This is a genomic window from Natronomonas sp. (genome assembly GCF_028274965.1).
Taxonomy (GTDB): Archaea; Halobacteriota; Halobacteria; order Halobacteriales; family Haloarculaceae; genus Natronomonas.
Window position 1 is genome coordinate 22,549 of record NZ_JAQCNO010000005.1, and the last position, 21,031, is coordinate 43,579.

A 21,031-nucleotide genomic window follows, 5' to 3' on the forward strand; every position below is an offset into this window, starting at 1 on the left:
ATCCGTCACGGACACGTAACCGCTTTCGGGTATGCGTCCGCGACGCGCTTCGATCGTCACACCCGTCTCGTTCGGGGCCGCTAACCGACCTGCAGCCCGAATCTCGCCTTCCACGCGCCGACGACCGTAACCGGTTTCGGTTCATCGAACGGCAGAAGCTATAATTACTATCAGTCCGACGGTGTATCCATGTCGATACAACGACGACGGTTCATCGCGGCGATCGGTGCCGGGGCGCTCGCTGGTGCTGCCGGATGCGCCGGGTCCGGGGTCGACGACGACCGACCGGCGGTATCGGGGGAGAGCCTGACGCTCACGACGACGACGAGCACGTACGACACGGGGCTGTTGGACGAGATCCACACCGACTTCGAAGGGATGTACGGCGCGTCCGTCGACGCGATCGCACAGGGGACCGGCGCGGCGCTCGAGTCGGCCCGCAACGGCGATTCCGACGTCGTGATGGTCCACGCGCGCGGTCTCGAGGACGAGTTCATGCGCAACGGCTACGGGATCAACCGCCGCGACCTCATGTTCAACGACTTCGTCGTCGTCGGCCCCGAGGACGACCCGGCGGGGATCGGGGGAGCGAGTTCGGCGACCGAGGCGCTCACGGCGATCGCAGACGCGGAGGCGACGTTCGTCTCGCGGGGGGACAGCTCCGGAACCCACACGAAGGAACTGAACCTCTGGGCGGCCGCCGGGACCGAACCGGGCGGCGAGTGGTATCAAGAGACCGGTACCGGGATGGGCGAGGCGCTGAACATCGCCACCCAGCAGGGCGCCTACACCCTCTCCGATCGCGGGACGTTCATCTCACAGCGCTCGGCGATCGATCTGGTCGTCCTCGTGCAGGGGCCGATCGAGGACGGCCCCGAGATCCTCGCGAACCCCTACGGGATCATGGCGGTCAACCCCGGCGTCCACGACAGCGTCAACTACGACCTCGCGATGGCCTACATCGGCTGGATCACCAGCCCCGGCGTCCAGGCGGCCATCTCGGAGTACCAGGTCAACGGCGAACAGCTGTTTTTCCCCGAGGCCGTCTCCGAGAACCCGGACTTCCGGCAGTACGTCCCCGAGGGATGGAACGGCGACGCATCCGAGGCCTGACCGTGTCCTTCGAGGCGATCCCACAGGCGCTCGCGGGCGTTCTCGATCTCCCGTTCCCGGAGGGCTACGTCTCGAGTATCGTCTACGTGTCGCTGTACGTGAGCCTCACCGCGGTGGCGCTGAGCACACTGTTCAGCGTCCCGGTCGCCGTCGCGATGGGCTTTAGCGAGTTCCCCGGCAAGCGGTTCGTGAAGTCGGTGATCAACGCCGGGATGGGCTTTCCGAGCGTGGTCGTCGGGTTAGTGGTGCTGTTTGCGGTCTCCAATCAGGGCCCGCTCGGACCGTTGGAACTCGTGTTCACCACGGAAGCGATGATCATCTCGCAGTTCGTGCTCGCGACACCGCCGATCACGGCGATCAGCCTCGCGGCCATCAGCGGCGTTCGCGAGAACGTCCGCGACGCCGCGCGCGTCCTCGGCGGGACGCGGCTCGACGTGGCGCTCGTCGTCCTCAAGGAGGCCCGCTACGGGATCGCAACGGCGATCCTGGCGGGCTTCGGCCGCGCCATCAGCGAGGTCGGGTCGGTCCTCATCGTCGGCGGCAACATCACGAGCGCCGACGGCGTCTCGAAGACGCGAACGCTGACGACCGCCATCCAACTCGAGGCGCGCCAGGGGCAGTACGGGACCGCGATGGCGCTCGGGGCGGTCCTCGTCGCGCTCGTGTTGGCCGTCAACGCGATCGTCGTCCGGTTCGGCGACCAGGGGGTGCGGCGCTGATGCTCCGGGCTGTGGGCGTGTCACAGTCCCGCGGCGAGGAGGCGGTGTTTCGGGACCTCTCCGTCGGGGTCGACGCCGGCGAGGTCCTGGCCGTCATCGGCCCCTCAGGGGTCGGGAAAACGACGCTCCTTCGGACGCTCGCGCTGTCGCTCGAACCCGAGGACGGACGCGTCGCCTTCGACGGCACCGACGCGTGGAAAGCGGACGACTCCGAGCGGCTGTCGCTGCGGCGGCGCACCGGGATGGTGTTTCAGGAGGCGAGCCTCTTCGACGCCTCGGTCGCCCGCAACGTCGAGTACGGGCTGCGCGTCCGTCGGTCCTGGCGCGACCGACTCCGGGACGAACTCCGGTCGATCGCGGGCTCGAAGAAACACCCTCACGCCGTTCGCGAGTCCCTCGAGGTTGTCGGGCTCACGGGGAAAACAGGCCAACACGCCGGCTCGCTCTCGGGGGGCGAAGCTCAACGTCTCTCGTTCGCCCGCGCGCTGGCGTACGACCCCGACGTGCTGCTGTTGGACGAGCCGACGTCGGATCTGGACCCGCGGAACACCGCCGTCATCGAGGACGCGATCGCCGAGGCGCGGGACCGCGACATCGGGGTCGTCGTGGCGACGCACGACATGCACCAGGCCGAGCGGATCGCCGATCGGGTCGCGGTGCTGCTCGGCAAGCACATCGCGGAGGTCGGGCCGACCGGGTCGGTCTTCGAGAACCCGAGAGACGAGCGCACGCGGAAGTTCATCTCCGGGGAGTTGGTGTACTGAGCGACCGACGATCCGCCGCCGGGTTGAGACCCGTCGGCGACCCCTATTTTCGCTTCGGCGGCGGACAGCCGCGTGCCTTTCGCCGGGTCACTCGACGAGCTTGTGGCGCTGGACTTTCCCCGAGGCGGTCGTCGGGAACGCGTCGCGAAACGCCACCTCGCGGGGGTACTTGTACGCCGCCTCCCGCTCTTTGACGAACGCCTGGAGCTCCGCCGAGAGGTCCTCCGAGGGCTCGACCCCCTCGGTTAGCGTGACGAACGCCTTGATCGCCTGGCCCCGTTGGTCGTGATCGACGCCGACGACGACGGCGTCGCGTACCGTCCCGTGGTCGCGGAGACACTCCTCGACCTCGAGGGGACTCACGCGGTACCCGCTGGTGACGATGACGCTGTCGGCCCGCCCCTCGTAGTAGATGTACCCCTCCTCGTCGAACGAGCCCGCGTCGCCCGTCTTCATCCACTCCCCGACGAACAGCTCGGCGGTCAGTTCGGGCTGGTTCCAGTAGTCGAGCAGCATCGAGGGGTCCGGGCGCCTGACGGCGATGTGACCGATCTCGCCGGGGGGCTTTCGCTCGCCGGTTTCGGGGTCGATGACGGCGACCTCGTGGCCGGGACACGGCTTACCGGTCGCCTCGCGGTTCTCCCCGATCAGCGCGCTGTTCGTTCCGATGAGGAAGTTACACTCCGTCTGTCCGTAGATCTCGTTGACGACCGCGTCCCACTCGTCCTCGACGAACGCGATGACGTCCTCGGTGACCGTTTCGCCGCCGCTCGGCACGACCTCGACGTCGAGGTCGTACTCGGCGTGATCCGTCTCGCGCAGCATCCGCACCATCGTCGAGGTCAAAAGCGTGTTGGTGACGCCGTAGCGCTCTAAGACCTCGTAGACCGACTCCGGTTCGAACCGCCCGCCGTACCCGACCACCGGCTGTCCGTGGTACCACGCGCCCCAACACACGGCGAAGAGGCCGCCGACCCACGACCAGCCCGAGGGGGTGTAGTGGACGGCGCCGTCCCCCGGGAACTCGTTTATCATCTGCCAGCCCGGGAGGTACCCCAGCAGCGACCGGTGGGCGTGGTGGGCGCCCTTGGGATCGCCGGTCGTCCCGCTCGTGTATATGATGTACGCGGACTCCTCGGCGTCGGTCTCGACGGTCTCGAACGCCGGCGACGCCGAGGCCGTCACGTCCTCCCAGGAGCGTCCCTCGGCGCTCGGGTCGCCCACGGTGAGGACCGTCTCGAGCGCGTCGAGTTCCCCCTCGAGTTCGGCCACCGTCTCCGCCTGCTCGTTGTCGACGATCGCCACCTCACTTCCGGAGTGTCCCAGCCGGTATCGCAGGCCCTCGGTGCCGTACAGCACCGAAAGCGGGACCGCAATGCCGCCCAACTGCAGGACGCCGAGGTTCGCGATCAGCGTCTCCGGCCGCTGGGGGAGCACTATCGCGACTCTGGTCCCCGGGCCGACGCCGAGATCGGCCAGCGCGTTCGAAACGCGGTTGGCGAGACGCTGGATCTGCCAGAACGTGTACGTCTCTTGGGTCCCGTCGCTGCCCTCGTAGAACAGCGCGACCCGCTGTTTGCCGTCGTCGCGACGCGCCCACCGGCCACAGAGGGCGTCGGCCATGTTGAACGTCTCCGGTACGTCCCACTCGAAGCCCTCGCACGCCGCCTCGTAGGTCTCGAATCGGCTGAGATCGACGTCCATTTGCGCCCCATCTTCGATCTCGGCGTTCATAATACCGGGGGTGCCGGGCGGGGCGGGTTCTCACCCAATTCTGGGCGGAGGCCCCACTCTCAAGGAGCGAGTGGGTCCTTAGGCCCCAAGCGAAGTAGGGTAGGGTAGCTTACTCCGATCGGACTCGCGCCGGCGAGTCCCGTATCGCGAACCCCTGATACCCGCCCGCCGCCTCCGCTTCGAGTTTCGAGGCGAAGGCGGGATACCCCCCGGGGTAGGGGAGGAACACGCTCGGCTTGCCGGGCACGTTGTCCCCCTGATACCACGACTCGGCGTCGGTGTACAGCGTTCTGTCCGCCACGTCGGAGGTGTGTTCGATCCAGTACTCGACGGACTCCCGTTCGACCTCGATGACGTCGCCGCCGTTTTCTTCGGCGTACTCGATGAGGTCGTAGATCCACTCGACTTGGTTCTCGATGCAGAGGACCTGGTTGGTTATCGGCGAGGGGCTCTGGGGCCCGGATATCATGAACATGTTGGGGAACTCGTCGATGACCATCCCGAGGTACGTCCGGGGACGGCTCCCCCACTTCGATTCGAGCGTCGTACCGCCCGTTCCGACGATCTCCATGTTGTTGTACGAGCCGGTGACGGCGTCGAACCCCGTCGCCAGCACGATCGCGTCGTGGGCGTACTCCGAGTCGGCGGTCGCGATGCCCTCCGGGGTCAGCCGCTGTATCGGCGCCTCGTCCACGTCAACCAACTCGACGTGGGGCTGTTTGATCGTCTCGTAAAAGTCCCACCCGTACCGGTTGTTCTCGTAGTTGAGCGGCGGCCGCTTCGCGGCGTAGGGGTACCCCTCGGGTCTGAGCGCATCGATCAACTCCGGATCGTCGAACCGCTGGGCGATCTTCGATCTGATGAACTCGCACACCCGCTCGTTCGTCGCCCGGTTCGAGAGGAGGTCCTCGAAGGCGGTCAGGAACTTGAACCCGCCCATCCGCCAGCGCTTCTCTAGGATGTGCTCCACCTCGGCGTCGGACAGCCCCTCCGCGGAGGGGAGATCGCTCTCGTAGGGGAACCCGGAGTCGGTCGTCTTCGCTTGCTCCCACGTCTCGGCGAACCCGTCGTTCCACGCTTCCCACGCCGCGTCGCTTACCGGGTGGTTGTTGGCCGGGACGATGTAGTTCGGCGTTCGCTGATACACCGTCAGGCGCTCTGCGTCCTCGGCTATCCGCGGGGCGATCTGAATCCCGCTCGAGCCCGTTCCGACGAGTCCGACGCTCTGTTCGCGGAACGAGACCTCCTCGCGCGGCCACGTGGCCGTGTGGTACAACTCGCCGTCGAACCCGTCCATCCCGTCGAACTCCGGCACGTACGGCTCCGACAGGAAGCCGAGGGCCAAGACGACGTACCGACTCGTTGTCACCGCCCCGTCGTCGGTCGAGACCGCCCACGTCCCGGAGCTGGGATCGAACCGAAGCGACTCCACCTCCGTCCGGAAGCTGATCTCGTCTCTGACGCCGAGAAACTCCGAGGCGAACCGCAGGTACTCCAGTATCTCCCCCTGTTCGGGGTACCGCTCGGAGTACTGCCACTCGCTTCGCAGCGCGTCCGAGAACTGGTACTGATAGAGGTGGCTCTCGGTGTCGCAGCGAGCGCCGGGGTACCGGTTGTAGTACCACGTCCCCCCGACGTCGTCCGCGCGCTCGATCCCCCGAACTGACAGCCCCTGCTCCCGCAGGTGGTAGATCGCGTAGATCCCGGCGAACCCTGCGCCGACGACGACGGCGTCCGTATCGACGGGATCGCTCCTGGTGCCAGGCGACGAGGCCGACATGTTCTGTGACTGTGTGCACGCACACAATACAATTGTGGTCGTCGGTGACGTACCGCCCGGGGCGGTCGCCGATCCGGGCGAGAGCCGGTAGTGGTGGATCTTCGCCGCTTTCCGGAACGACCTCATCGTTGGGTCGCTGGCCGGCGATGGTATGTTCTGGCTCCGTCGAAACCCTCAAACGGTGGTATGTTGTATCGACTGTGCTGCATAGCGGGCGCGAACCCCGCACGAGGAACCGGTTCGACGGATGCAGTTGTGACCGCTCGATAGAGGGATTTCTCGAATCGCCCGATACACACGACGAGATCGAAGCCAGTTTCGTTACAACAGGCCACGGAGGCCGACCATCATCACGATAATAGCCAGCATAAACACGGTCTGGAGCAGGCCCCACTGTTGGGCTTTGGCGAACAACGCATCGATGCGTTCACCGTCGGGACTGTCCTTGTTGAGTTCAACCGCCATCTTCGTCGTGACGACGTGCAGTGGACCGAATCCGTTGACGAGCATCAGCACACTGATTCCGAGGGCCCCCCACAGCCACACCGTGGGGTTTGCCCAGTAGCCCAACAGCGACGTGAGCCCGATTCCAGAGCCGATGACGCCGACGCTGAGCGGTTCAGCAACGGTAATCATCTTCGGGATCAGCCGATGATTGATAGCGCCCGCAGCCTCGTCGGGAGCGGCATCTAACGACGGGCCGAGAACGAACTTGAAAAAGAAATCGAGGCCGAACCAGAACGCTCCGAGCGCGACGTGGGTGTAGAACATCAGAGACGTGATCCCTGACAGATACGCAAGAACTGGAGTGCCGATAGTAATGAGAACGGCAGCGATCGTGAACTGCTTATCGGCCAACTCAACGACAATTCCGAGTTCTTCTCGGTGCGACGTCGGCGTGCTCGTTGTCGCCATAGCACATTCGGTTTGTCCCAACCAAATAATTCTACTGATGAGTTACTATATTCAATCAACGAACCCTCAACGGTACAGTTATTGGGTTCTTGCTCGTATCTGTCAGTTGATTCAACACGGAACGATCGGAACAAGTGAAATTCGTATATTACACACATTCTCCGTACTCTGCACACAGCTCCTGTCAGTTGTTGCGGATTTCAACGGGTCATATCTTCATTCGTTCGTCCCCGCGTCACCGACCGGTTTCGCTCCCGCTGGGCGTACAGGCGGCCGCCGAACACTCCCGACGGAGCGACCCGAGATGCGGACGGGCGGCGTCGGCGATCGGAAACGTCCCGTCGATGTCGGCGGGCGCCCGTCCGTGCACGAGCCGACCGAAGCGGTCGCCGGCCGCCGCGTACGCCCGCTCCGCCCCGGCGACGACGACCTCCGGAACCCCCCTGTCGCGGAGGAGCCGGCGGACCGTTCTCGTCCCGACGTGCACCGCGTCCGCGTCCGGATCGATCAGCGCGAACGCGAAGACGTGATCGCCGAACTGGGCCTCGAAGAACCGTCGGGCGGGGGCGGCGCGCCACGGCACGAGACGAACCGTCCCGGAGAAGCGCTCGACCCGGCGAGCCACCGCCCGAAACAGCCTGTTTCGCCCGTCGTAGATGAGAAACGAGTCGGACACAGGCGTACGTGTACCTCCGATCACTTGAGCCACCCGGGGCTGTGCGGGGACCGCTCACACGTGTATCGACCGATACCAGCGAGCGCGTCGCAACCCGACGGTGGTTCTCTGTCGAGACTCGGACGGTGCACGCTCAAAACCACTGATTCTGACCGGTTCGGTGGCGAGGTAGCGGACCGGGGGAACGCCGCCGACGGCGGGGCTGTGCCGGCGTAAACCACGTCGTCCTCGACGTTGCCGACAAACTGGTGTATCTCTTCGACGAGGCGCCCTACGAGGCGGCGGGGTTGGTTGCTAACGTCGCGCCCGGATTCCTGCATTATGGCTTCGCCGTCCCCGATGTCGGTGCGGCGTGCGACGAGCTGCGCAATTCCGGCGGCGAATTTCTCATGGAACCGACGACGTTCGGCGATCTACAGGCGGGACAGGCCGAGTGCCCCGGGGTCAAGCCCCGAGTGAGGAGGCTGTAATCTCGGCTAAACGTGTTCCGCTCGCTTGATGTCCTTATCACCGGACGGCATCTCCCGTCGTTAGACCGGCTGAGACAGAGCACTCACTGGTCGTCCTCAGTATCGACGCTTGGATGCGACTCCCCAACCGTGTGTTCACGCCAAGCACTCCTGTCCTCCGGTCCGAGCTGTCCATTAAACAGGGTAGTCGCCCGCTCGTACCCGCTGTATCCCTCAAGACGTTCTTCATCGTCCGTCACTGCCCAGTACGTTGCCTTGTGCTCGACCAGCTCACGATCCTTCAACCGAGAGAGTGCCGTACTAACCGCGCCTTCGTCAAGACCGGTCTGAGACGCAATCTCGCGGGCCTTGAACGCAAAGTCGTCGTTTGCTATGAGGAAGCCATGGACCTGATTAGGGACCGAAAGATCGGCGAGCTCGTCCTCGCTCGTGTTCTCGAATGTGTCTCGGTCGATGAACATCGTTGAAAATAGGTATGTCGTCTGCTGTAAACAGTGTTAGCTATGAAAGTCACGAAATTTTTGAAGATGAATCGCTGTCAATTGCGAAGACCGTATGCATCGGGCAGCCAGTCTCACCGACTGTGTCTCCGGGAGAGCTGAGACCACGCCCGGTATAGAGGGCCTGAATGCGTGTTTCTGAACGAATTGGCGGAGAAAAATTGTTGTATACGACCCTGAAAGGTCAAGGAAGATGTGTATCTAGATCCAGTTCCAGCGGTCCCGAGTAGTTGAGATGGTACAATCACTCGCCGCGCTATTTTGATTTAGTACCGGAAACACCAATAGTGGCCAATATATTTATAAATAGTTTCTGTAACGTCTCCTCACCCACCGGCTGCGTTCAGCGCACTGTTCAGCTCGAAAAGCTCCTGAACGGCATCGCTCTTGGCGACCTGATACCGGCGGGGTGACGAGTTCGCTACTCCCTCGACGATCTCGGTTTCTACCAGAAGGTCGATGTACTTACTCACTGTCTGCCGGGTAACGCCAGCATGATCCGCGAGCTCCGTCTTGGTGAACTCTCGGCCTGGCGGGAGCGTGAGAATGGCGTCAATGAGGATTGGGACACTCTCGTGCTGAAAGAGATACAAGACGCCGCTCGGATTCTCCAGGCGGGCTTCCTTGGTGTCCTTCTCCGCTGCTGGATGCTTCTGAGGTGACTCGCTCATACTGCTGGTTTATCGGTGATAATACATAACTGTTGTCCCGGGCGTTAATGCGCATTAACACACTCTTATCAAAGAGGCATAGAAAAAAAGGAACATGCGTAAGCCGTCGGTGAAATGTGCGCTCCTTGCAGCAATGATAGCCGAGCATCGGTGGGGCTCGCCTATCGTTGAAGAGAACCTCCTCTCTATTGCTGCTATCGAGACGAGTGACTACCCCACCGCCAGCGACGTCTTCGACGAGCTGCGTTCCAAGTCCTACATCACGAATCAAGGGAATCGGGGAATCGAACTCGACAACAGCGAGTTCGGTCACCTAGCCGATGTCCTCTACCACGAGTGCGACTGGGAACCGTTTGAGATCAAAAGCCGTCTGAAACACTACGAGGGCTGGGAAACCCACGACTGGGCGTGACCGTCTTCAGTCACTCTCAAGAGTGGCAACAATATCGGAGAGATCGAAGAGCCGGAGGTCATCAACGCCTGTGGAGACTGCGCTCCCTGTGGATACGCCTGTATCTGCAAAGCGCGTCGTGGAAGCAGGATGCCCTACCCTCAAGGAGCGAACCGCGTCAGCCGTGAGCGAGTAGGGTAGGGTAGGGTAGTTCACCTCTAATGACAGATGATTCCGGCAGCGTGTCGGAAGTTGTGCATCGAATCATGCGCTAGTGGCTCTTGTAAAAATGCGAGTACAAACTTGACATCCTCCTCCGCGTAAACGTGGAGGAATCCTGAGCGTTGGAGATTTCAGGTTTGCAGTCTCACCGAACCCCAAACGGTGAGAATCCGTGTGAGGTTCACGGACTGTGGCGGGTGGGACTGCTGGGAGTGCCAAGCCCCCGGTACTCCTATCCTCTATCATATAGGGACTCTCGGAGTTGTTTTTATCTCGGGGAGTCCGGCAGATCTCGACGGACTTGGAGTTACTTCTGTGGTGCGTACAGCAGTCGGGCACTGCATCGATTCATTATAAGAACCGACCGTTCACCTGACTGGTTCCGATTATTGTCTCATTGCTTGGGGCGGACAGGCCGCCATCGTAGGATTGATCGGAATCGCTCTGTTCCCAGCCTGATTCCTACCTGTACGTAGGATTGCCTGTCAGTTTAAATTACGGACTGTCAATCTCAGCGTGGCTATTGCAGCGTAGATTGACTCTGAGTTGTCGGATTCATCCTGCGGCTGAAGCCGCAGGTATTCTCCTTGAGATTTATAAGGTCGCAAACGCAGTCAACCCGGCAATTTTCGGGCAGAGCCCGAGCAACGTCCTGTTCAATCGTATCGGTCGAAACGTCACCAGCCGTCCCGCCGTAGTACGATTCTTCCCAGAACCCACCGCCCCGCAGGTAACCTTCCAAGAACGGTTCGTGCTGTTCTCACATCTCCCGCGCCGTGATGCGCTTGATTGTTCGCACAATCTCACTCGGTGAGTGTTCGGGTGAGCGGAGACGAACAGGTGCACGTGGTCGGGCGAGATGCGGATAGACAGTATCTCGTAGCCGTACTCGTTGCACACGCCACGGAAACTCGTTTCCAGCGAATCTTCGATCGGTTCGAGGATCGTGTGACGGTACTTTGGACACCATACGGAGTGGGAGTTGATGTTGTACATCGTGTGGTCCGACCGCGTAGCCGACGACGGCGACGTGGCGTTCCGAATCAGCGCCAAGCCGTACAAGCACCTCAAAGGCGTCGTTGGGGGCGACGACGGCACGAGCGGGGACGGAACCGACGGACAGACGAACGGCATCGAGGACCAGCCCGGACTCGGGATCGGCACCGCCGCGGCCGCGCTGGGCGGGGCGGGGCACCTCTGGAAGCGCGGCTCCGGCGGCGGTAGCGAAAGCGGGAGCGGAGGCAGGGGCGGAGCCGACGGGGCCTGACCCCCGACCGCTCGGGGCCCGAGCGCCGCCGAACACCGCGGTCGAAACGGTTTTCATTCACCCTCGCGCAACGTCAGTATGCCGACGGAACTCACCGGGTACGATCCCGACCTGGGAAACAAGTTCGTTTTCGTAACGGGGGGCGTGATGTCGGGCCTCGGAAAGGGCATCACCGCGGCGAGCACCGGGCGTCTGCTCGCCAACGCCGGCTTCGACGTGACGGCGGTCAAGATCGACCCGTATCTGAACGTCGACGCCGGGACGATGAACCCCTACCAACACGGCGAGGTGTACGTCCTCGAGGACGGCGGCGAGGTCGATCTCGATCTCGGGAACTACGAGCGCTTTCTCGACATCGACATGACGTTCGATCACAACATCACGACGGGAAAGACCTACCGCCACGTCATCGAGAAGGAGCGGGCCGGCGACTACCTCGGCGACACCGTCCAGATCATCCCGCACATCACCGACGACATCAAACGCCGGATCAGGGAGGCCGCCGAGGGCCACGACGTCTGTCTCATCGAGGTCGGGGGGACCGTCGGCGACATCGAGGGGATGCCCTACCTGGAGGCGCTCAGGCAGTTCGCCCACGAGGAAGCCGACGAGGACATCCTCTTCGTGCACGTCACGCTCGTCCCGTACTCGAAAAACGGCGAACAGAAGACCAAACCCACCCAACACTCCGTCAAGGAACTCCGGTCGATCGGGCTACAGCCGGACGTTGTCGTCGGCCGCTGTGGGGACCGACTCGACGCGGAGACAAGAGAGAAGATCGCGCTGTTCTGTGACGTCCCCGTCGACGCGGTCTTCTCGAACCCCGACGTCGAGGACATCTACCACGTGCCCCTGATGGTCGAAGAGGAGGGCCTCGACGAGTACGTCATGTCCGAACTCGGGTTGGCCGACGAGGCGGCCCCCCGCGGCGAACGCGACAACGGGTGGCGCGACATCGTCACGCGGGAGAAGACGAACGAGATCGACGTTGCGCTCGTCGGGAAGTACGCCCTCGAGGACGCGTACCTCTCGATCCACGAGTCGCTGAAACACGCCGGCTTCGAGACGAACACGAGCGTCAACACCATCTGGATCGACGCCGACGAGATGGACGGGACGGTCCCCGAGGAGCTACGGCGCGCCGACGGGATCATCGTCCCCGGCGGGTTCGGGACGCGGGGGGCCGAGGGGAAGATCGACGCGGTCCGCCACGCGCGGCGAAACGACGTCCCGTTCCTCGGGCTCTGTTTGGGGTTCCAGATGGCGGTCGTCGAGTTCGCCCGTGCCGTCTGCGGCCTCGAGGGGGCGCACTCCGCCGAGATGGACGAGTCCACCCCCCACCCGGTGATCGACATCCTCCCCGAGCAGTACGAGATCGAGGACATGGGCGGCACGATGCGGCTCGGCAGCCACGAGACGACGATCGAGACGGACACCCTCGCCCACGAGGTCTACGGCGACACGTCCTGTACGGAGCGTCACCGCCACCGCTACGAGGTCAACCCCGAGTACATCGACCGACTGGAGGCCGACGGGCTGGTGTTTTCGGGGCGGGACAACAACCGGATGGAGATCCTCGAACTCCCGGATCACCCCTTTTTCTTCGGCACCCAGTTTCACCCCGAGTTCCGGTCGCGGCCGGGGCGGGCGTCGCCGCCGTTTCTCCGGTTCGTCCGGGCCGCGCTGTCGGCCGACGCCGATCTCGAGGGCGAAAGCGAGTCCGAGGGGGTGACCGCCTGATGGTCGACGCCGAGTCGTTCATCGACGAGAAGATCGCAGAGATATCCGACGCGGTCGGCGACGGCAACGCCGTCATCGCGCTCTCGGGGGGCGTCGACTCCTCGACGGCCGCCGCGTTGGCCTACGAGGCGATCGGCGACCGGCTCACGCCGGTGTACGTCGACACCGGGCTGATGCGGAAGGGCGAGACCCGAGGGATCCGCGAGACCTTCTCGTACATGGAGAGTCTCCGGATCGTCGACGCCCGCGAGCGGTTCTTGGACGCTCTCTCGGGGATCACCGACCCAGAGGAGAAGCGCCACGCCATCGGCGAGCGCTTCATCCGCGAGTTCGAGACGATCGCCCGTGAGGTCGACGCCGAGTACCTCGTCCAGGGCACGATATACCCCGATCGGATCGAAAGCGAGGGGACGATCAAATCCCACCACAACGTCGGCGGCCTCCCGGAGGTCGTCGATTTCGAGGGCCTCGTCGAGCCGATGCGGGACCTGTACAAGGACGAGGTCCGGGAGGTGGCGCGCGCGCTGGATCTTGAGGCGGTCGTCTCCGAGCGCATGCCGTTCCCGGGGCCGGGGCTCGCGATCCGTGTCCTCGGGGAGGTCACAGAGGAGAAACTCGCCGTGGCCCGGGAGGCGAACCACGTCGTCGAGGAGGAACTCGAGGCCTACGAGCCCTGGCAGGCGCTGGCGGCCGTGTTGGGGAAGGCGACGGGCGTCAAGGGCGACAACCGCGTCCACGGGTGGGTCGTCTCGGTGCGCTCGGTCGAGTCCCGGGACGGCATGACCGCCAGGGCACAGGAGATCGACTGGGAGACGCTCCAGCGGATCCAATCCCGGATCACCGGTGAGAACGAGAACGTCGCCCGCGTCGTCTACGACGTGACGCACAAACCGCCGGCGACGATCGAGTATGAGTGAGTTCGTCGTCGCCGGGCGCGACCCGGACGGTCTCGGCGACGCGCTCGAACGGCGCGGCGCGTCGGTGCGCTACGCCGAGGGGACGGCCGACCGGGCGGCGCTGCGGGCGGCCGACATCGCCGAAGCGGACGTCTTGGCACTGACAGACGCCGGCCTCGCGACGTCGATCACCGTCGCGCTCGATGAGAACCCCGCGCTCCGGATCGTCGTGTACGCCCGCGACTCCCTCCCGGAGTTCATCAAGGGGCAGGCGGGCCACATCGTCGATCCGGCGCTTCTCGATCCCGACACCGTCGCCGAGGAACTGCTGCGGTAGCGTCCGGCTCCCGACGCCGCCTGTTTTGACGGCGATTTCGCCCTACGGTTTCGGCGCGGCGTTCTGCAGCGCCGTCTCGGCGACGTTGCCGCCGTAGTCCGCGCTCCGGGAGAGCGAATCGACGATCAGGCCGAGCGCCTGGGCCTGCTGGGGCTTCAGCTCCCGGATCCGGTCGTCGACCGCCCGCGCGAGTTCGTCGATCCCGTCGACGCGCTGTCTGGCGTCGTTCGCCAGCCGCGTCGCCCGCTCGGAGTCCGACTCGAGGAGCGCGTCCATGCCCATCTCGATGATCTCGGTGGCCTCGTCGTGCAGGCCCTGGATCGCCTCGGAGGCGTCCTCGGGCGGCGTGTCGAGCGTCTGTGCGTGGGTTGCGATCTTCGAGGCGTGGTCGGCTACCCGCTCTAGCTGTCGGGCGCTGGAGTGGTAATCGAAACACGTCTCGCGGTCGAGCCCGATCTCCGCGGCCGCGGCGGGATCGCGCAGCACCGACCGAAACACCCGCGAGACCATCGACCACAGCCGATCGACGTCGTCGTCGCGCTGGATGACGTCGGCCGCGAGGTCGTCGTCGCCGTCGATCAACGCGACCACGGCGTCCGAGAGCATCGTCGTCGCGACGAGACGCATCCGCGTGACGGCGTTTTCCATCGACAGCTCGGAGGAATCGAGGAGGTCTTGCAGCCGGACCCGACCGGCGGTCTCGCCGATGACCTCGAGCCCGACGAGCCCCTGGGTCGCATCGCGGATCGTCCGCCGCTGTGCGGCGGTGATCTGTGCGGTCTCGAGGGTGATGATGTCGAACCCGCTGACGTACATCGTCACAACGGCCCGCATCAGCTCCTCGCCGTCCTGCCCCGTGATGTCGAGGCTCCCCTCGATCCGCTCCTCGTCGCGCTGGGGCATCAACAACAGCGTCTCCTCCTCGGGGTGGAACTCGACCCGGCTCCCGCCGGTGATCCCGTTGTCGGTCGCCCACCCCTTCGGCAGCGAAACGGTGTACGTCGACCCGCCCGTCACCTGCACTTTCCGTGTCTCCATAGCGTGACGTTCGCGTAGGAACGTATATTACTGTCGGTATATATAGAAAACCCGATACGGCGGGAAATCACCGACGGGACGCGCCGGTTAGCGGCCGGTCGGCGCGGATGACGGGTCGGACGAACGTACCCGGCAGTTGTACTATATAGATATATAGAGAAAAGGGAAATCGATCTGTTACGTCCATAGTTCCGAACGCCGATACCGACACGACGCCGGATCTCCCCCCGTCGGCGCGGGGACGCCCGGGCGACCGCGTCGAGGACTACATCACCGGCAAGTTCGGGTAGCCGTCGGACGGCCGTCGGACGCGTCCCGAAGAAACATACCGGAGAACCGACAACGGGGACCAATGGCACGGAAAGGGTACCAACAACAGCTCACGGACCTCCGGGAGGACGTCCTCTACATGAGCGAACTCGTCCTCGATCGGATGCGGACGGGGCTTCGGGCGCTCGAGACGAAAGACAACGCCTTGGCCCGCGAGATCATCGAGGGCGACCACGAGATCAACGAGCTGTACCTCGAATTAGAGCAGAACTGCATCGATCTCTTCGCGCTTCAACAGCCGGTCGCGAGCGACCTCCGGTTTATCGCCGCCTCGTTCAAGATCATCACCGACTTGGAACGGATCGCCGACCTCGCGACCAACCTCGGCGACTACACCCTCAAGGCCGAGCGGGACCTCTACCCGGACGTGGACATCCAGGGCGTCGGCGACGCCGTCGTCGAGATGGTCGAGTCTGCGATGGTTGCCTACGCCGAGGAGGACGCCGAGGCGTGTTTCGCCATCGACGACCGTGACGACGAGATCGACGCGCTGTGCGAGCGCGCGTCGAACACCGTCGTCCGGGACCTCATCGAGACCGAGACCGAAGACCCGACCGGCGACGACGAGATCGAGGGGCTGATGACGGAGGTCTCGCGGCTGCTGTTGACGATCCGGGACCTCGAGCGGGTCGGGGACCACGCGGTGAACATCGCCGCCCGGACGCTGTACATGCTCGAAAACAGCGACGAGTTGATCTACTGACCGGCCCTCCGCCGGACGAGTGATAACGGTTTTTGTGCTCGCGCCGATTACGTACTCATATGAGCGGCAACCCCGACGACGAGAAACTGCAGGAACTCCGCGAGGAGCGACTCGAGCAGCTCAAAGAACAGCAGGACGGACAGGGCGACCCCGAGGCCGCCGAAGCCCAACGCGAGCAGGCCGAGGCGCAGAGACAGGCCGCCCTCCGGAAGGCGCTGACCGACGGCGCGCGAAAGCGGCTCAACACCGTTCAGATGTCGAAACCCGAGTTCGGCGAACAGGTCGAACAGCAGATCATCGCCCTCGCACAGAGCGGGCGGCTCCAGGGGAAGATCGACGAGGACAAGATGAAAGAGCTGTTACAGGAGATGAAGCCCGAATCGAAGAGCTTCGACATTCAGCGTCGCTGATGGAGTGCGGACTGCTGTTTAGCGCCGGCAAGGACTCCTCGCTCTCGGCGCTGCTCCTCGAAGAGTTCTACGACGTCACGCTGGTGACGGCGCATTTCGGCATCACCGACGACTGGAAGTACGCCCGCGAGGCGGCCGAATCGCTCGGGTTCGATTTCGTCAGCGTCGAACTCGACGCCGAGACGGCGGACGCGGCGGCCGAACGGATCCACGAGGACGGGTTCCCCCGGGCGGGCATCCAACAGGTCCACGAGGCCGCACTGGAGGTCGTCGCCGCCGAGTACGACGTGATCGCCGACGGGACCAGACGCGACGACCGGGTGCCGACGGTCTCGCGGGCCGTCGCACAGAGCCTCGAGGACCGCCACGGGGTCGATTACGTCGCGCCGCTGTCGGGGTTCGGGCGGGGGGCGATAGACGACCTCGTCGAGTCACACCTCACCGTCGAGTCGGGCCCAAGCGAGACGATACAGAAGGGCGATTACGAGACGGAACTCAGAGAGCGGATCCGGTCGCGGTGGGGACAGACGGCCGTCGAGGACGCCTTCCCCGACCACGAGCAGACCCGGGTCACCGGCCGCGGGTGACCAGTTGGGGCGCCCGGCGGCGTACACCTTTTTACCGCACCGCTTCGTACCGGCGGGCATGAGATTCGTTATCGTTGGGTACGGTCGCGTCGGCGCGCGGACCGCCGCCATCGCGTCGGCGGAGGGACACGACGTGGTGATCGTCGACAACGACAGACAGCGGGTCGAAAACGCCCGCGCCGACGGACACGAGGCCGTCGAGGGCGGCGGCGAGGACGAGCGCGCCCTGGAGCGTGCCGGCGTCGAGACGGCGGACTCTCTCGCCGCGCTCACCCCGGATCTGAACGCCAACTTCACGGCCTGCATGGTCGCGAACAACCACGACTGCCGGACGGTGCTCCGGATCGACGAGGACTACCGCGAGGAGATCTACGAGACGTACGCCGGCGACGTCGACGAGGTGGTCTACCCCGAGCGGATGGGCGCCGCGGGCGCGAAAACGGCGCTGTTGGGCGGCGATCTGAACGTGCTCGGCGACCTGACGGAGCACCTCACCGCGACGAGCCTCGAGATACCCGACGGCGCCCCGGTCATCGGCCGACGCGTCGTGGAACTCGAGTTGCCCGACCGTGCGCGCGTGTACGCACACGGCCGGCGGCGGGAGCCGATGACGATCCCGATGCCGAAAACGGAACTCAAGGCGGGCGATCGACTCGCGTTGATCGCCGAACAGACGTCGCTCGATGACGTCAAGTCAGTGCTCCACGGGTGATTCCGGGCGTGTCCGCCGGGCCTCCCGAAAAGGGGCAGAATGCCCCGGGCGCGCGGGCCGAGGAAAACGGGGGGAGATCCGAATCCGAGGTCACTGACGCGCCCGGCAGAAGCGTTGCCGCGCGACCACATAAACCCGCGTCAGACGCGCGGACGACGCCGTTCGCCGCCGGGGACAGAAGAACCCCGGAACCGCGGTCGAGACCGGGGCTTTTTGTTCGCGAGGCGGCTGTCGGGACGTATGTCGTGGGCGGAGCTGTTCGAGCGGGGAGCCGAGCACGGGGCGACGGTCGAAACGGTGCGGACGGCCCTCGAGGCGCGGCGGGATGACGGGTGAGGACCCGCTCCCGAACGTCGATCGGATCGTCGCGGACGCCGACGTCCTCGCCGCGGACGTCCTCGTCGGCGGCCCCTCGCGCGCGGCGCTCGACGTCGTCCGGGCGCACTCGTGGCTCGGTCTCGTCGCGACCGAGCCGCTTCTCTCCGACGCCGAGTCCGTCATCGGTACGGTGGCCGACCGATCGCTCGCGGCCGAGTGGCGCGAGGCGATCGACCCGCTGGCGACGGTCGTCGAACAGCCGGAGACGGATCACCCGGCGCTTGCGGCCGCCTACCGCGGCGAGGCGCCCCACGTCGTCTCGCTCGACGAGCGGTTGACGGGCGCGGCCGCGGGCGCCGAACTCCGCGCGGCGATGGACGTAAGCGTCAGGTCCCCCGAGGCGTTCGTCTCGGTGTTCGACCCCGGGACGGCCTACGAGTTGCGCTTCGACGACGAGTACCCCGGCCCCGACCGCGACCCTCGGGCGTGAGGCGGCTACCGGTCGACGAACCACTCGGCGAACTTCGAGAGCGCCCGCCCGCGGTGTGAGACGGCGTTTTTCTCCTCGGGGCGCATCTCCGCGAACGTCGTCCCGTCGTGTTCGAAGATCGGATCGTACCCGAACCCGCCGTCGCCGCGGGGCTCGACGATCCGCCCGGGGACGGCCCCCACAAAGAGCTTTACCGGAAGCTCGCCGTCGGCGACGGTCTCGTCGGTGCTCGCCGAACCGCGGGCCGCGGCGGCCGTGTCCCGACCCCGCCGGTCGCCGGTGTCGACGGGCTCCGGGGAGGCGTCGAAGGGCTCGCCGTCGCAGTAGGCGATCACACAGCGAAACGCCGCCCGGGTCGCTCCGTCCTCTCTTGCGAGCGCCCCGACGCGCTCGACGCCGAGGGTGTTCTCCACGTACGCCGAGTACGGCCCCGGAAACCCCTCGAAGCCGTCGATGTACAGCCCCGCGTCGTCGACGATGACCGGACCGCCGACGTGCCGGTGGGCGTCTCTGGCGCCGTGCGCCGCGACGCGTTCGAGCGAGTCCGCCTGTATCTCGGGGTAGTCGTAGTCGACGCTGGAGACGCCCTCGCCGAGGTAGGACTCGGCCTCCCGGACCTTTCCGTCGTTGGTCGTGACGTAGCTGAGCACGCCGGACGTTCGTGGCCGATCAGAAAAGAGCCTCCGGTACGCCGCGGGGGTGACCCCGGCGCTTATTTCGATCTGCGCCGAAGGTGACGACGATGACGGACGACGAGATCCGGGACGTACTTCTGGAGCACTCGGATCACCGGGCGGCCCGGAACGTCTTCGGCGAGCGGACCGAGACCGGTTCGGCCGCCGTCGTCGACTACGTCGAAACCGCCCGCATCACCGGCGGCGCCCTCGCCGTGGCCGCGACCGACGGGACGGCGGACGTCTACGCCCGCTGGAACGACCGCCGCGGGCGGTACGAACGCCTCTCGGTGTGGCCGCCCTGGAGCGTCTCCGGGTGCGAGTACGCCGACCGGGACGAGCTCGTCGCGTACCTCGAGGGAACCGACGACCTCGAAGCAGTGCGACACGGGGAGACGCCGTTCGCCGACGAGGAGGTCCTCGCGACGCTTTCGGACGGGATCTGGCCGTAGGTCCGGCTACGGCTCGGCGGGCGCGAGGACGTCGAGCGTCTGCCGCCGCTCGGCGTCGTCCATGCCCTCGAAGAACCCGACCTGGATCGCGTCGACCGCGTCGATGTCGGCGAAGCGTTCGAGTTGGCGCTCGACGTCGGCCGGCGTTCCGGCGGCGACGACCGCGTCCAACAGCGCGTCGGGAACGGCCGCGATCGCGGCCTCCCTGTCGCCGTCGAGCCACGTCGATCTGACCGTCTCGGTGACATCCTTCCAGCCGGCCTCGGCGATCGCCTTCCGGTAGAAGGGGCCGTAGCGCGCGATCATGAACGCGACCTGCGAGCGGGCGTACGACCGGGCCGCCTCGCCGTCCTCGAGGGCACAACACCGGAGCGTGTAGGCGACCCTGATGTCCTCGACGCTCCGGTCGCCGAGTTGCGCCCCCCGCCGGAGGTCCTCGATCCGATCGAGGAGGCCGTCGTACGGGATGAGCTGCGGGACCCATCCGTCGGCGAACCGCCCTGCCAACTCGGTGGCCTTCGGGCCCAGCGCGGCGACATCGACGGGGACCGACTCGGCGGGCGGAGGACAGCCCAAGGCGAGCCCGTCCGGCGTGTAGATCTCCCCGTCGTACGAGACGCGATCGCCGGACTGGACCGCCCGGACGATCTCGATCGTCTCGCGGACGCGACGGAGGGGTCTGTCGAACGAGCGGCCGTGCCAGTCCTCGGCCAGCGCCGGCGAGGACGCGCCGATGCGGAGCCGAAAGCGGCCCCCGGAGATCTCCTGTAGCGTGACCGCCGTCTGGCCGATGAGCGCCGGCGACCGGGAGTACGGCGAGACGACGTCGTTCGTGATCCCGATCGCGTCCGTCTCGCCTGCGACCGTTGCGAGCACCATCGGGACGTTCCGCCCCGTCGTCTCGCCCGCGGTCACGAACCCGTACCCGCGGTCCTCGGCGTGGTTCGCAAGCGCGTACAGCCCTGAGAGGTCGTCGTACCGGCCGACGGGTAACACGACGTCGCGGCTCACTATGGGTGCCATACCCGGAGGTGAGCGCGCTGTCACATCAAACCGACTCCCGTCGGCGCGCAGCGCCCCCGCGATCGTCGGCTCGGGCGGGTCTCGGTCCGTACGGGCCGT

24 protein-coding genes and 3 pseudogenes are annotated in these 21,031 nt (G+C 65.4%); 16 read left to right on the top strand and 11 right to left on the bottom strand.

Translation table 11 applies throughout. From position 1 onward, the window contains the following. Positions 1-189: 189 nt before the first annotated feature. From Q0916_RS00865 to Q0916_RS00875, 3 genes are read left to right on the top strand one after another with little or no spacing between them, the layout of a single operon-like run. The gene (locus Q0916_RS00865; protein WP_299233044.1) at positions 190-1,113 is read left to right on the top strand and encodes a substrate-binding domain-containing protein; all 924 of its coding nucleotides are present in this window, start codon (positions 190-192) and stop codon (positions 1,111-1,113) included. Continuing rightward, complete coding sequence (locus tag Q0916_RS00870) at positions 1,086-1,832, top strand: ABC transporter permease (RefSeq protein ID WP_299233047.1); 747 nt, start codon at positions 1,086-1,088, stop codon at positions 1,830-1,832. Before Q0916_RS00865 ends, Q0916_RS00870 begins: the two co-directional genes overlap by 28 nt. Further along, positions 1,832-2,596: a phosphate ABC transporter ATP-binding protein gene (locus Q0916_RS00875; protein ID WP_299233051.1), complete on the top strand. Its 765-nt coding sequence runs from the start codon at positions 1,832-1,834 to the stop codon at positions 2,594-2,596. The genes Q0916_RS00870 and Q0916_RS00875 overlap by 1 nt, the downstream gene beginning before the upstream one ends. An 87-nt stretch (positions 2,597-2,683) precedes the next feature. On the opposite strand, the gene Q0916_RS00880 is transcribed toward Q0916_RS00875, so the two are convergent. The 4 genes from Q0916_RS00880 to Q0916_RS00895 form a co-directional block, all read right to left on the bottom strand. Continuing rightward, the gene (locus Q0916_RS00880; RefSeq protein WP_299233057.1) at positions 2,684-4,300 is read right to left on the bottom strand and encodes an acyl-CoA synthetase; all 1,617 of its coding nucleotides are present in this window, start codon (positions 4,298-4,300) and stop codon (positions 2,684-2,686) included. A gap of 139 nt (positions 4,301-4,439) precedes the next feature. Further along, complete coding sequence (locus Q0916_RS00885; RefSeq protein ID WP_299233060.1) at positions 4,440-6,110, bottom strand: flavin-containing monooxygenase; 1,671 nt, start codon at positions 6,108-6,110, stop codon at positions 4,440-4,442. Between the two features lie 321 nt (positions 6,111-6,431). Beyond that, on the bottom strand, positions 6,432-7,025 hold the full coding sequence (locus Q0916_RS00890) for a hypothetical protein (protein ID WP_299233063.1): 594 nt from the start codon (positions 7,023-7,025) through the stop codon (positions 6,432-6,434). Positions 7,026-7,260: 235 nt separating this feature from the next. Beyond that, complete coding sequence (locus Q0916_RS00895; RefSeq protein ID WP_299233066.1) at positions 7,261-7,701, bottom strand: hypothetical protein; 441 nt, start codon at positions 7,699-7,701, stop codon at positions 7,261-7,263. Between the two features lie 248 nt (positions 7,702-7,949). Here Q0916_RS00895 and Q0916_RS00900 point away from each other — a divergent pair, with 248 nt between their 5' ends. Beyond that, positions 7,950-8,171, top strand: coding sequence for a VOC family protein (locus tag Q0916_RS00900; protein WP_299233069.1), 222 nt, complete (start codon positions 7,950-7,952; stop codon positions 8,169-8,171). Positions 8,172-8,254: 83 nt separating this feature from the next. Here the strand turns inward: Q0916_RS00900 and Q0916_RS00905 are convergent, their stop codons facing one another. Then, complete coding sequence (locus Q0916_RS00905) at positions 8,255-8,632, bottom strand: MarR family transcriptional regulator (protein WP_299233072.1); 378 nt, start codon at positions 8,630-8,632, stop codon at positions 8,255-8,257. Between the two features lie 365 nt (positions 8,633-8,997). Then, positions 8,998-9,342 (bottom strand): winged helix-turn-helix domain-containing protein, encoded by a 345-nt coding sequence (locus Q0916_RS00910; RefSeq protein WP_299233075.1) that lies wholly within the window; start codon positions 9,340-9,342, stop codon positions 8,998-9,000. A 94-nt stretch (positions 9,343-9,436) separates the two neighbouring features. On the opposite strand from Q0916_RS00910, the gene Q0916_RS00915 reads away from it, so the two are divergent. Next, on the top strand, positions 9,437-9,754 hold the full coding sequence (locus Q0916_RS00915; protein WP_299233077.1) for a hypothetical protein: 318 nt from the start codon (positions 9,437-9,439) through the stop codon (positions 9,752-9,754). Between the two features lie 64 nt (positions 9,755-9,818). Further along, a pseudogene (locus Q0916_RS12120) lies at positions 9,819-9,929 on the top strand (RNA-guided endonuclease TnpB family protein); the annotation flags it as partial. A gap of 22 nt (positions 9,930-9,951) precedes the next feature. Here the strand turns inward: Q0916_RS12120 and Q0916_RS00920 are convergent. Then, positions 9,952-10,041: pseudogene (locus Q0916_RS00920) on the bottom strand (CbtB domain-containing protein); the annotation flags it as partial. 554 nt (positions 10,042-10,595) lie between these two features. Beyond that, positions 10,596-10,951 (bottom strand): annotated as a pseudogene (tnpA, locus tag Q0916_RS00925) (IS200/IS605 family transposase); the annotation flags it as partial. Between tnpA and Q0916_RS00930 the strand changes: the two are divergent. From Q0916_RS00930 to Q0916_RS00945, 4 genes are all read left to right on the top strand, one after another. Beyond that, complete coding sequence (locus tag Q0916_RS00930; protein WP_299233079.1) at positions 10,941-11,222, top strand: hypothetical protein; 282 nt, start codon at positions 10,941-10,943, stop codon at positions 11,220-11,222. The pseudogene tnpA and the gene Q0916_RS00930 overlap by 11 nt on opposite strands. A 78-nt stretch (positions 11,223-11,300) precedes the next feature. Next, positions 11,301-12,962: a CTP synthase gene (locus tag Q0916_RS00935; protein ID WP_299233082.1), complete on the top strand. Its 1,662-nt coding sequence runs from the start codon at positions 11,301-11,303 to the stop codon at positions 12,960-12,962. Beyond that, positions 12,962-13,879, top strand: a complete 918-nt coding sequence (gene guaA / locus Q0916_RS00940) for a glutamine-hydrolyzing GMP synthase (RefSeq protein WP_299233085.1) — start codon at positions 12,962-12,964, stop codon at positions 13,877-13,879. The genes Q0916_RS00935 and guaA overlap by 1 nt, the downstream gene beginning before the upstream one ends. Then, positions 13,872-14,195 (top strand): DUF7126 family protein, encoded by a 324-nt coding sequence (locus tag Q0916_RS00945; RefSeq protein WP_299233088.1) that lies wholly within the window; start codon positions 13,872-13,874, stop codon positions 14,193-14,195. The genes guaA and Q0916_RS00945 overlap by 8 nt, the downstream gene beginning before the upstream one ends. Positions 14,196-14,237: 42 nt before the next feature. On the opposite strand, the gene Q0916_RS00950 is transcribed toward Q0916_RS00945, so the two are convergent. Next, a complete protein-coding gene (locus tag Q0916_RS00950) occupies positions 14,238-15,233 on the bottom strand; it encodes a phosphate uptake regulator PhoU (RefSeq protein ID WP_299233093.1) in 996 nt (331 codons plus the stop codon). Positions 15,234-15,585: 352 nt separating this feature from the next. Here Q0916_RS00950 and phoU point away from each other — a divergent pair, with 352 nt between their 5' ends. From phoU to Q0916_RS00975, 5 genes are all read left to right on the top strand, one after another. Continuing rightward, positions 15,586-16,266, top strand: coding sequence for a phosphate signaling complex protein PhoU (phoU, locus tag Q0916_RS00955; RefSeq protein WP_299233096.1), 681 nt, complete (start codon positions 15,586-15,588; stop codon positions 16,264-16,266). Between the two features lie 59 nt (positions 16,267-16,325). Then, positions 16,326-16,676, top strand: a complete 351-nt coding sequence (locus Q0916_RS00960) for a DNA-binding protein (protein WP_299233100.1) — start codon at positions 16,326-16,328, stop codon at positions 16,674-16,676. Further along, on the top strand, positions 16,676-17,263 hold the full coding sequence (locus Q0916_RS00965; RefSeq protein WP_299233102.1) for a DUF7411 family protein: 588 nt from the start codon (positions 16,676-16,678) through the stop codon (positions 17,261-17,263). Before Q0916_RS00960 ends, Q0916_RS00965 begins: the two co-directional genes overlap by 1 nt. Positions 17,264-17,321: 58 nt before the next feature. Then, positions 17,322-17,975: a potassium channel family protein gene (locus tag Q0916_RS00970; protein ID WP_299233104.1), complete on the top strand. Its 654-nt coding sequence runs from the start codon at positions 17,322-17,324 to the stop codon at positions 17,973-17,975. A gap of 325 nt (positions 17,976-18,300) precedes the next feature. After that, positions 18,301-18,783: a DUF7384 family protein gene (locus tag Q0916_RS00975; RefSeq protein WP_299233106.1), complete on the top strand. Its 483-nt coding sequence runs from the start codon at positions 18,301-18,303 to the stop codon at positions 18,781-18,783. A gap of 5 nt (positions 18,784-18,788) precedes the next feature. Here the strand turns inward: Q0916_RS00975 and Q0916_RS00980 are convergent, their stop codons facing one another. Beyond that, positions 18,789-19,433 (bottom strand): non-canonical purine NTP pyrophosphatase, encoded by a 645-nt coding sequence (locus Q0916_RS00980; protein WP_299233109.1) that lies wholly within the window; start codon positions 19,431-19,433, stop codon positions 18,789-18,791. Between the two features lie 92 nt (positions 19,434-19,525). On the opposite strand from Q0916_RS00980, the gene Q0916_RS00985 reads away from it, so the two are divergent. Then, a complete protein-coding gene (locus tag Q0916_RS00985) occupies positions 19,526-19,909 on the top strand; it encodes a hypothetical protein (protein ID WP_299233112.1) in 384 nt (127 codons plus the stop codon). A 6-nt stretch (positions 19,910-19,915) separates the two neighbouring features. Here the strand turns inward: Q0916_RS00985 and Q0916_RS00990 are convergent, their stop codons facing one another. After that, on the bottom strand, positions 19,916-20,932 hold the full coding sequence (locus tag Q0916_RS00990; protein WP_299233115.1) for a TIGR04024 family LLM class F420-dependent oxidoreductase: 1,017 nt from the start codon (positions 20,930-20,932) through the stop codon (positions 19,916-19,918). Between the last annotated feature and the right edge of the window lie 99 nt (positions 20,933-21,031).

Coding starts and splice junctions, on each gene's coding strand:
- Q0916_RS00865 (WP_299233044.1), top strand. CDS start 190: ATGTCGATACAACGACGACGGTTCATCGCGGCGATCGGTGCCGGGGCG.
- Q0916_RS00870 (WP_299233047.1), top strand. CDS start 1,086: ATGGAACGGCGACGCATCCGAGGCCTGACCGTGTCCTTCGAGGCGATC.
- Q0916_RS00875 (WP_299233051.1), top strand. CDS start 1,832: ATGCTCCGGGCTGTGGGCGTGTCACAGTCCCGCGGCGAGGAGGCGGTG.
- Q0916_RS00880 (WP_299233057.1), bottom strand. CDS start 4,300: ATGGACGTCGATCTCAGCCGATTCGAGACCTACGAGGCGGCGTGCGAG.
- Q0916_RS00885 (WP_299233060.1), bottom strand. CDS start 6,110: ATGTCGGCCTCGTCGCCTGGCACCAGGAGCGATCCCGTCGATACGGAC.
- Q0916_RS00890 (WP_299233063.1), bottom strand. CDS start 7,025: ATGGCGACAACGAGCACGCCGACGTCGCACCGAGAAGAACTCGGAATT.
- Q0916_RS00905 (WP_299233072.1), bottom strand. CDS start 8,632: ATGTTCATCGACCGAGACACATTCGAGAACACGAGCGAGGACGAGCTC.
- Q0916_RS00910 (WP_299233075.1), bottom strand. CDS start 9,342: ATGAGCGAGTCACCTCAGAAGCATCCAGCAGCGGAGAAGGACACCAAG.
- Q0916_RS00915 (WP_299233077.1), top strand. CDS start 9,437: ATGCGTAAGCCGTCGGTGAAATGTGCGCTCCTTGCAGCAATGATAGCC.
- Q0916_RS00930 (WP_299233079.1), top strand. CDS start 10,941: ATGTTGTACATCGTGTGGTCCGACCGCGTAGCCGACGACGGCGACGTG.
- Q0916_RS00935 (WP_299233082.1), top strand. CDS start 11,301: ATGCCGACGGAACTCACCGGGTACGATCCCGACCTGGGAAACAAGTTC.
- guaA (WP_299233085.1), top strand. CDS start 12,962: ATGGTCGACGCCGAGTCGTTCATCGACGAGAAGATCGCAGAGATATCC.
- Q0916_RS00945 (WP_299233088.1), top strand. CDS start 13,872: ATGAGTGAGTTCGTCGTCGCCGGGCGCGACCCGGACGGTCTCGGCGAC.
- Q0916_RS00950 (WP_299233093.1), bottom strand. CDS start 15,233: ATGGAGACACGGAAAGTGCAGGTGACGGGCGGGTCGACGTACACCGTT.
- phoU (WP_299233096.1), top strand. CDS start 15,586: ATGGCACGGAAAGGGTACCAACAACAGCTCACGGACCTCCGGGAGGAC.
- Q0916_RS00960 (WP_299233100.1), top strand. CDS start 16,326: ATGAGCGGCAACCCCGACGACGAGAAACTGCAGGAACTCCGCGAGGAG.
- Q0916_RS00965 (WP_299233102.1), top strand. CDS start 16,676: ATGGAGTGCGGACTGCTGTTTAGCGCCGGCAAGGACTCCTCGCTCTCG.
- Q0916_RS00970 (WP_299233104.1), top strand. CDS start 17,322: ATGAGATTCGTTATCGTTGGGTACGGTCGCGTCGGCGCGCGGACCGCC.
- Q0916_RS00975 (WP_299233106.1), top strand. CDS start 18,301: ATGACGGGTGAGGACCCGCTCCCGAACGTCGATCGGATCGTCGCGGAC.
- Q0916_RS00985 (WP_299233112.1), top strand. CDS start 19,526: ATGACGGACGACGAGATCCGGGACGTACTTCTGGAGCACTCGGATCAC.
- Q0916_RS00990 (WP_299233115.1), bottom strand. CDS start 20,932: ATGGCACCCATAGTGAGCCGCGACGTCGTGTTACCCGTCGGCCGGTAC.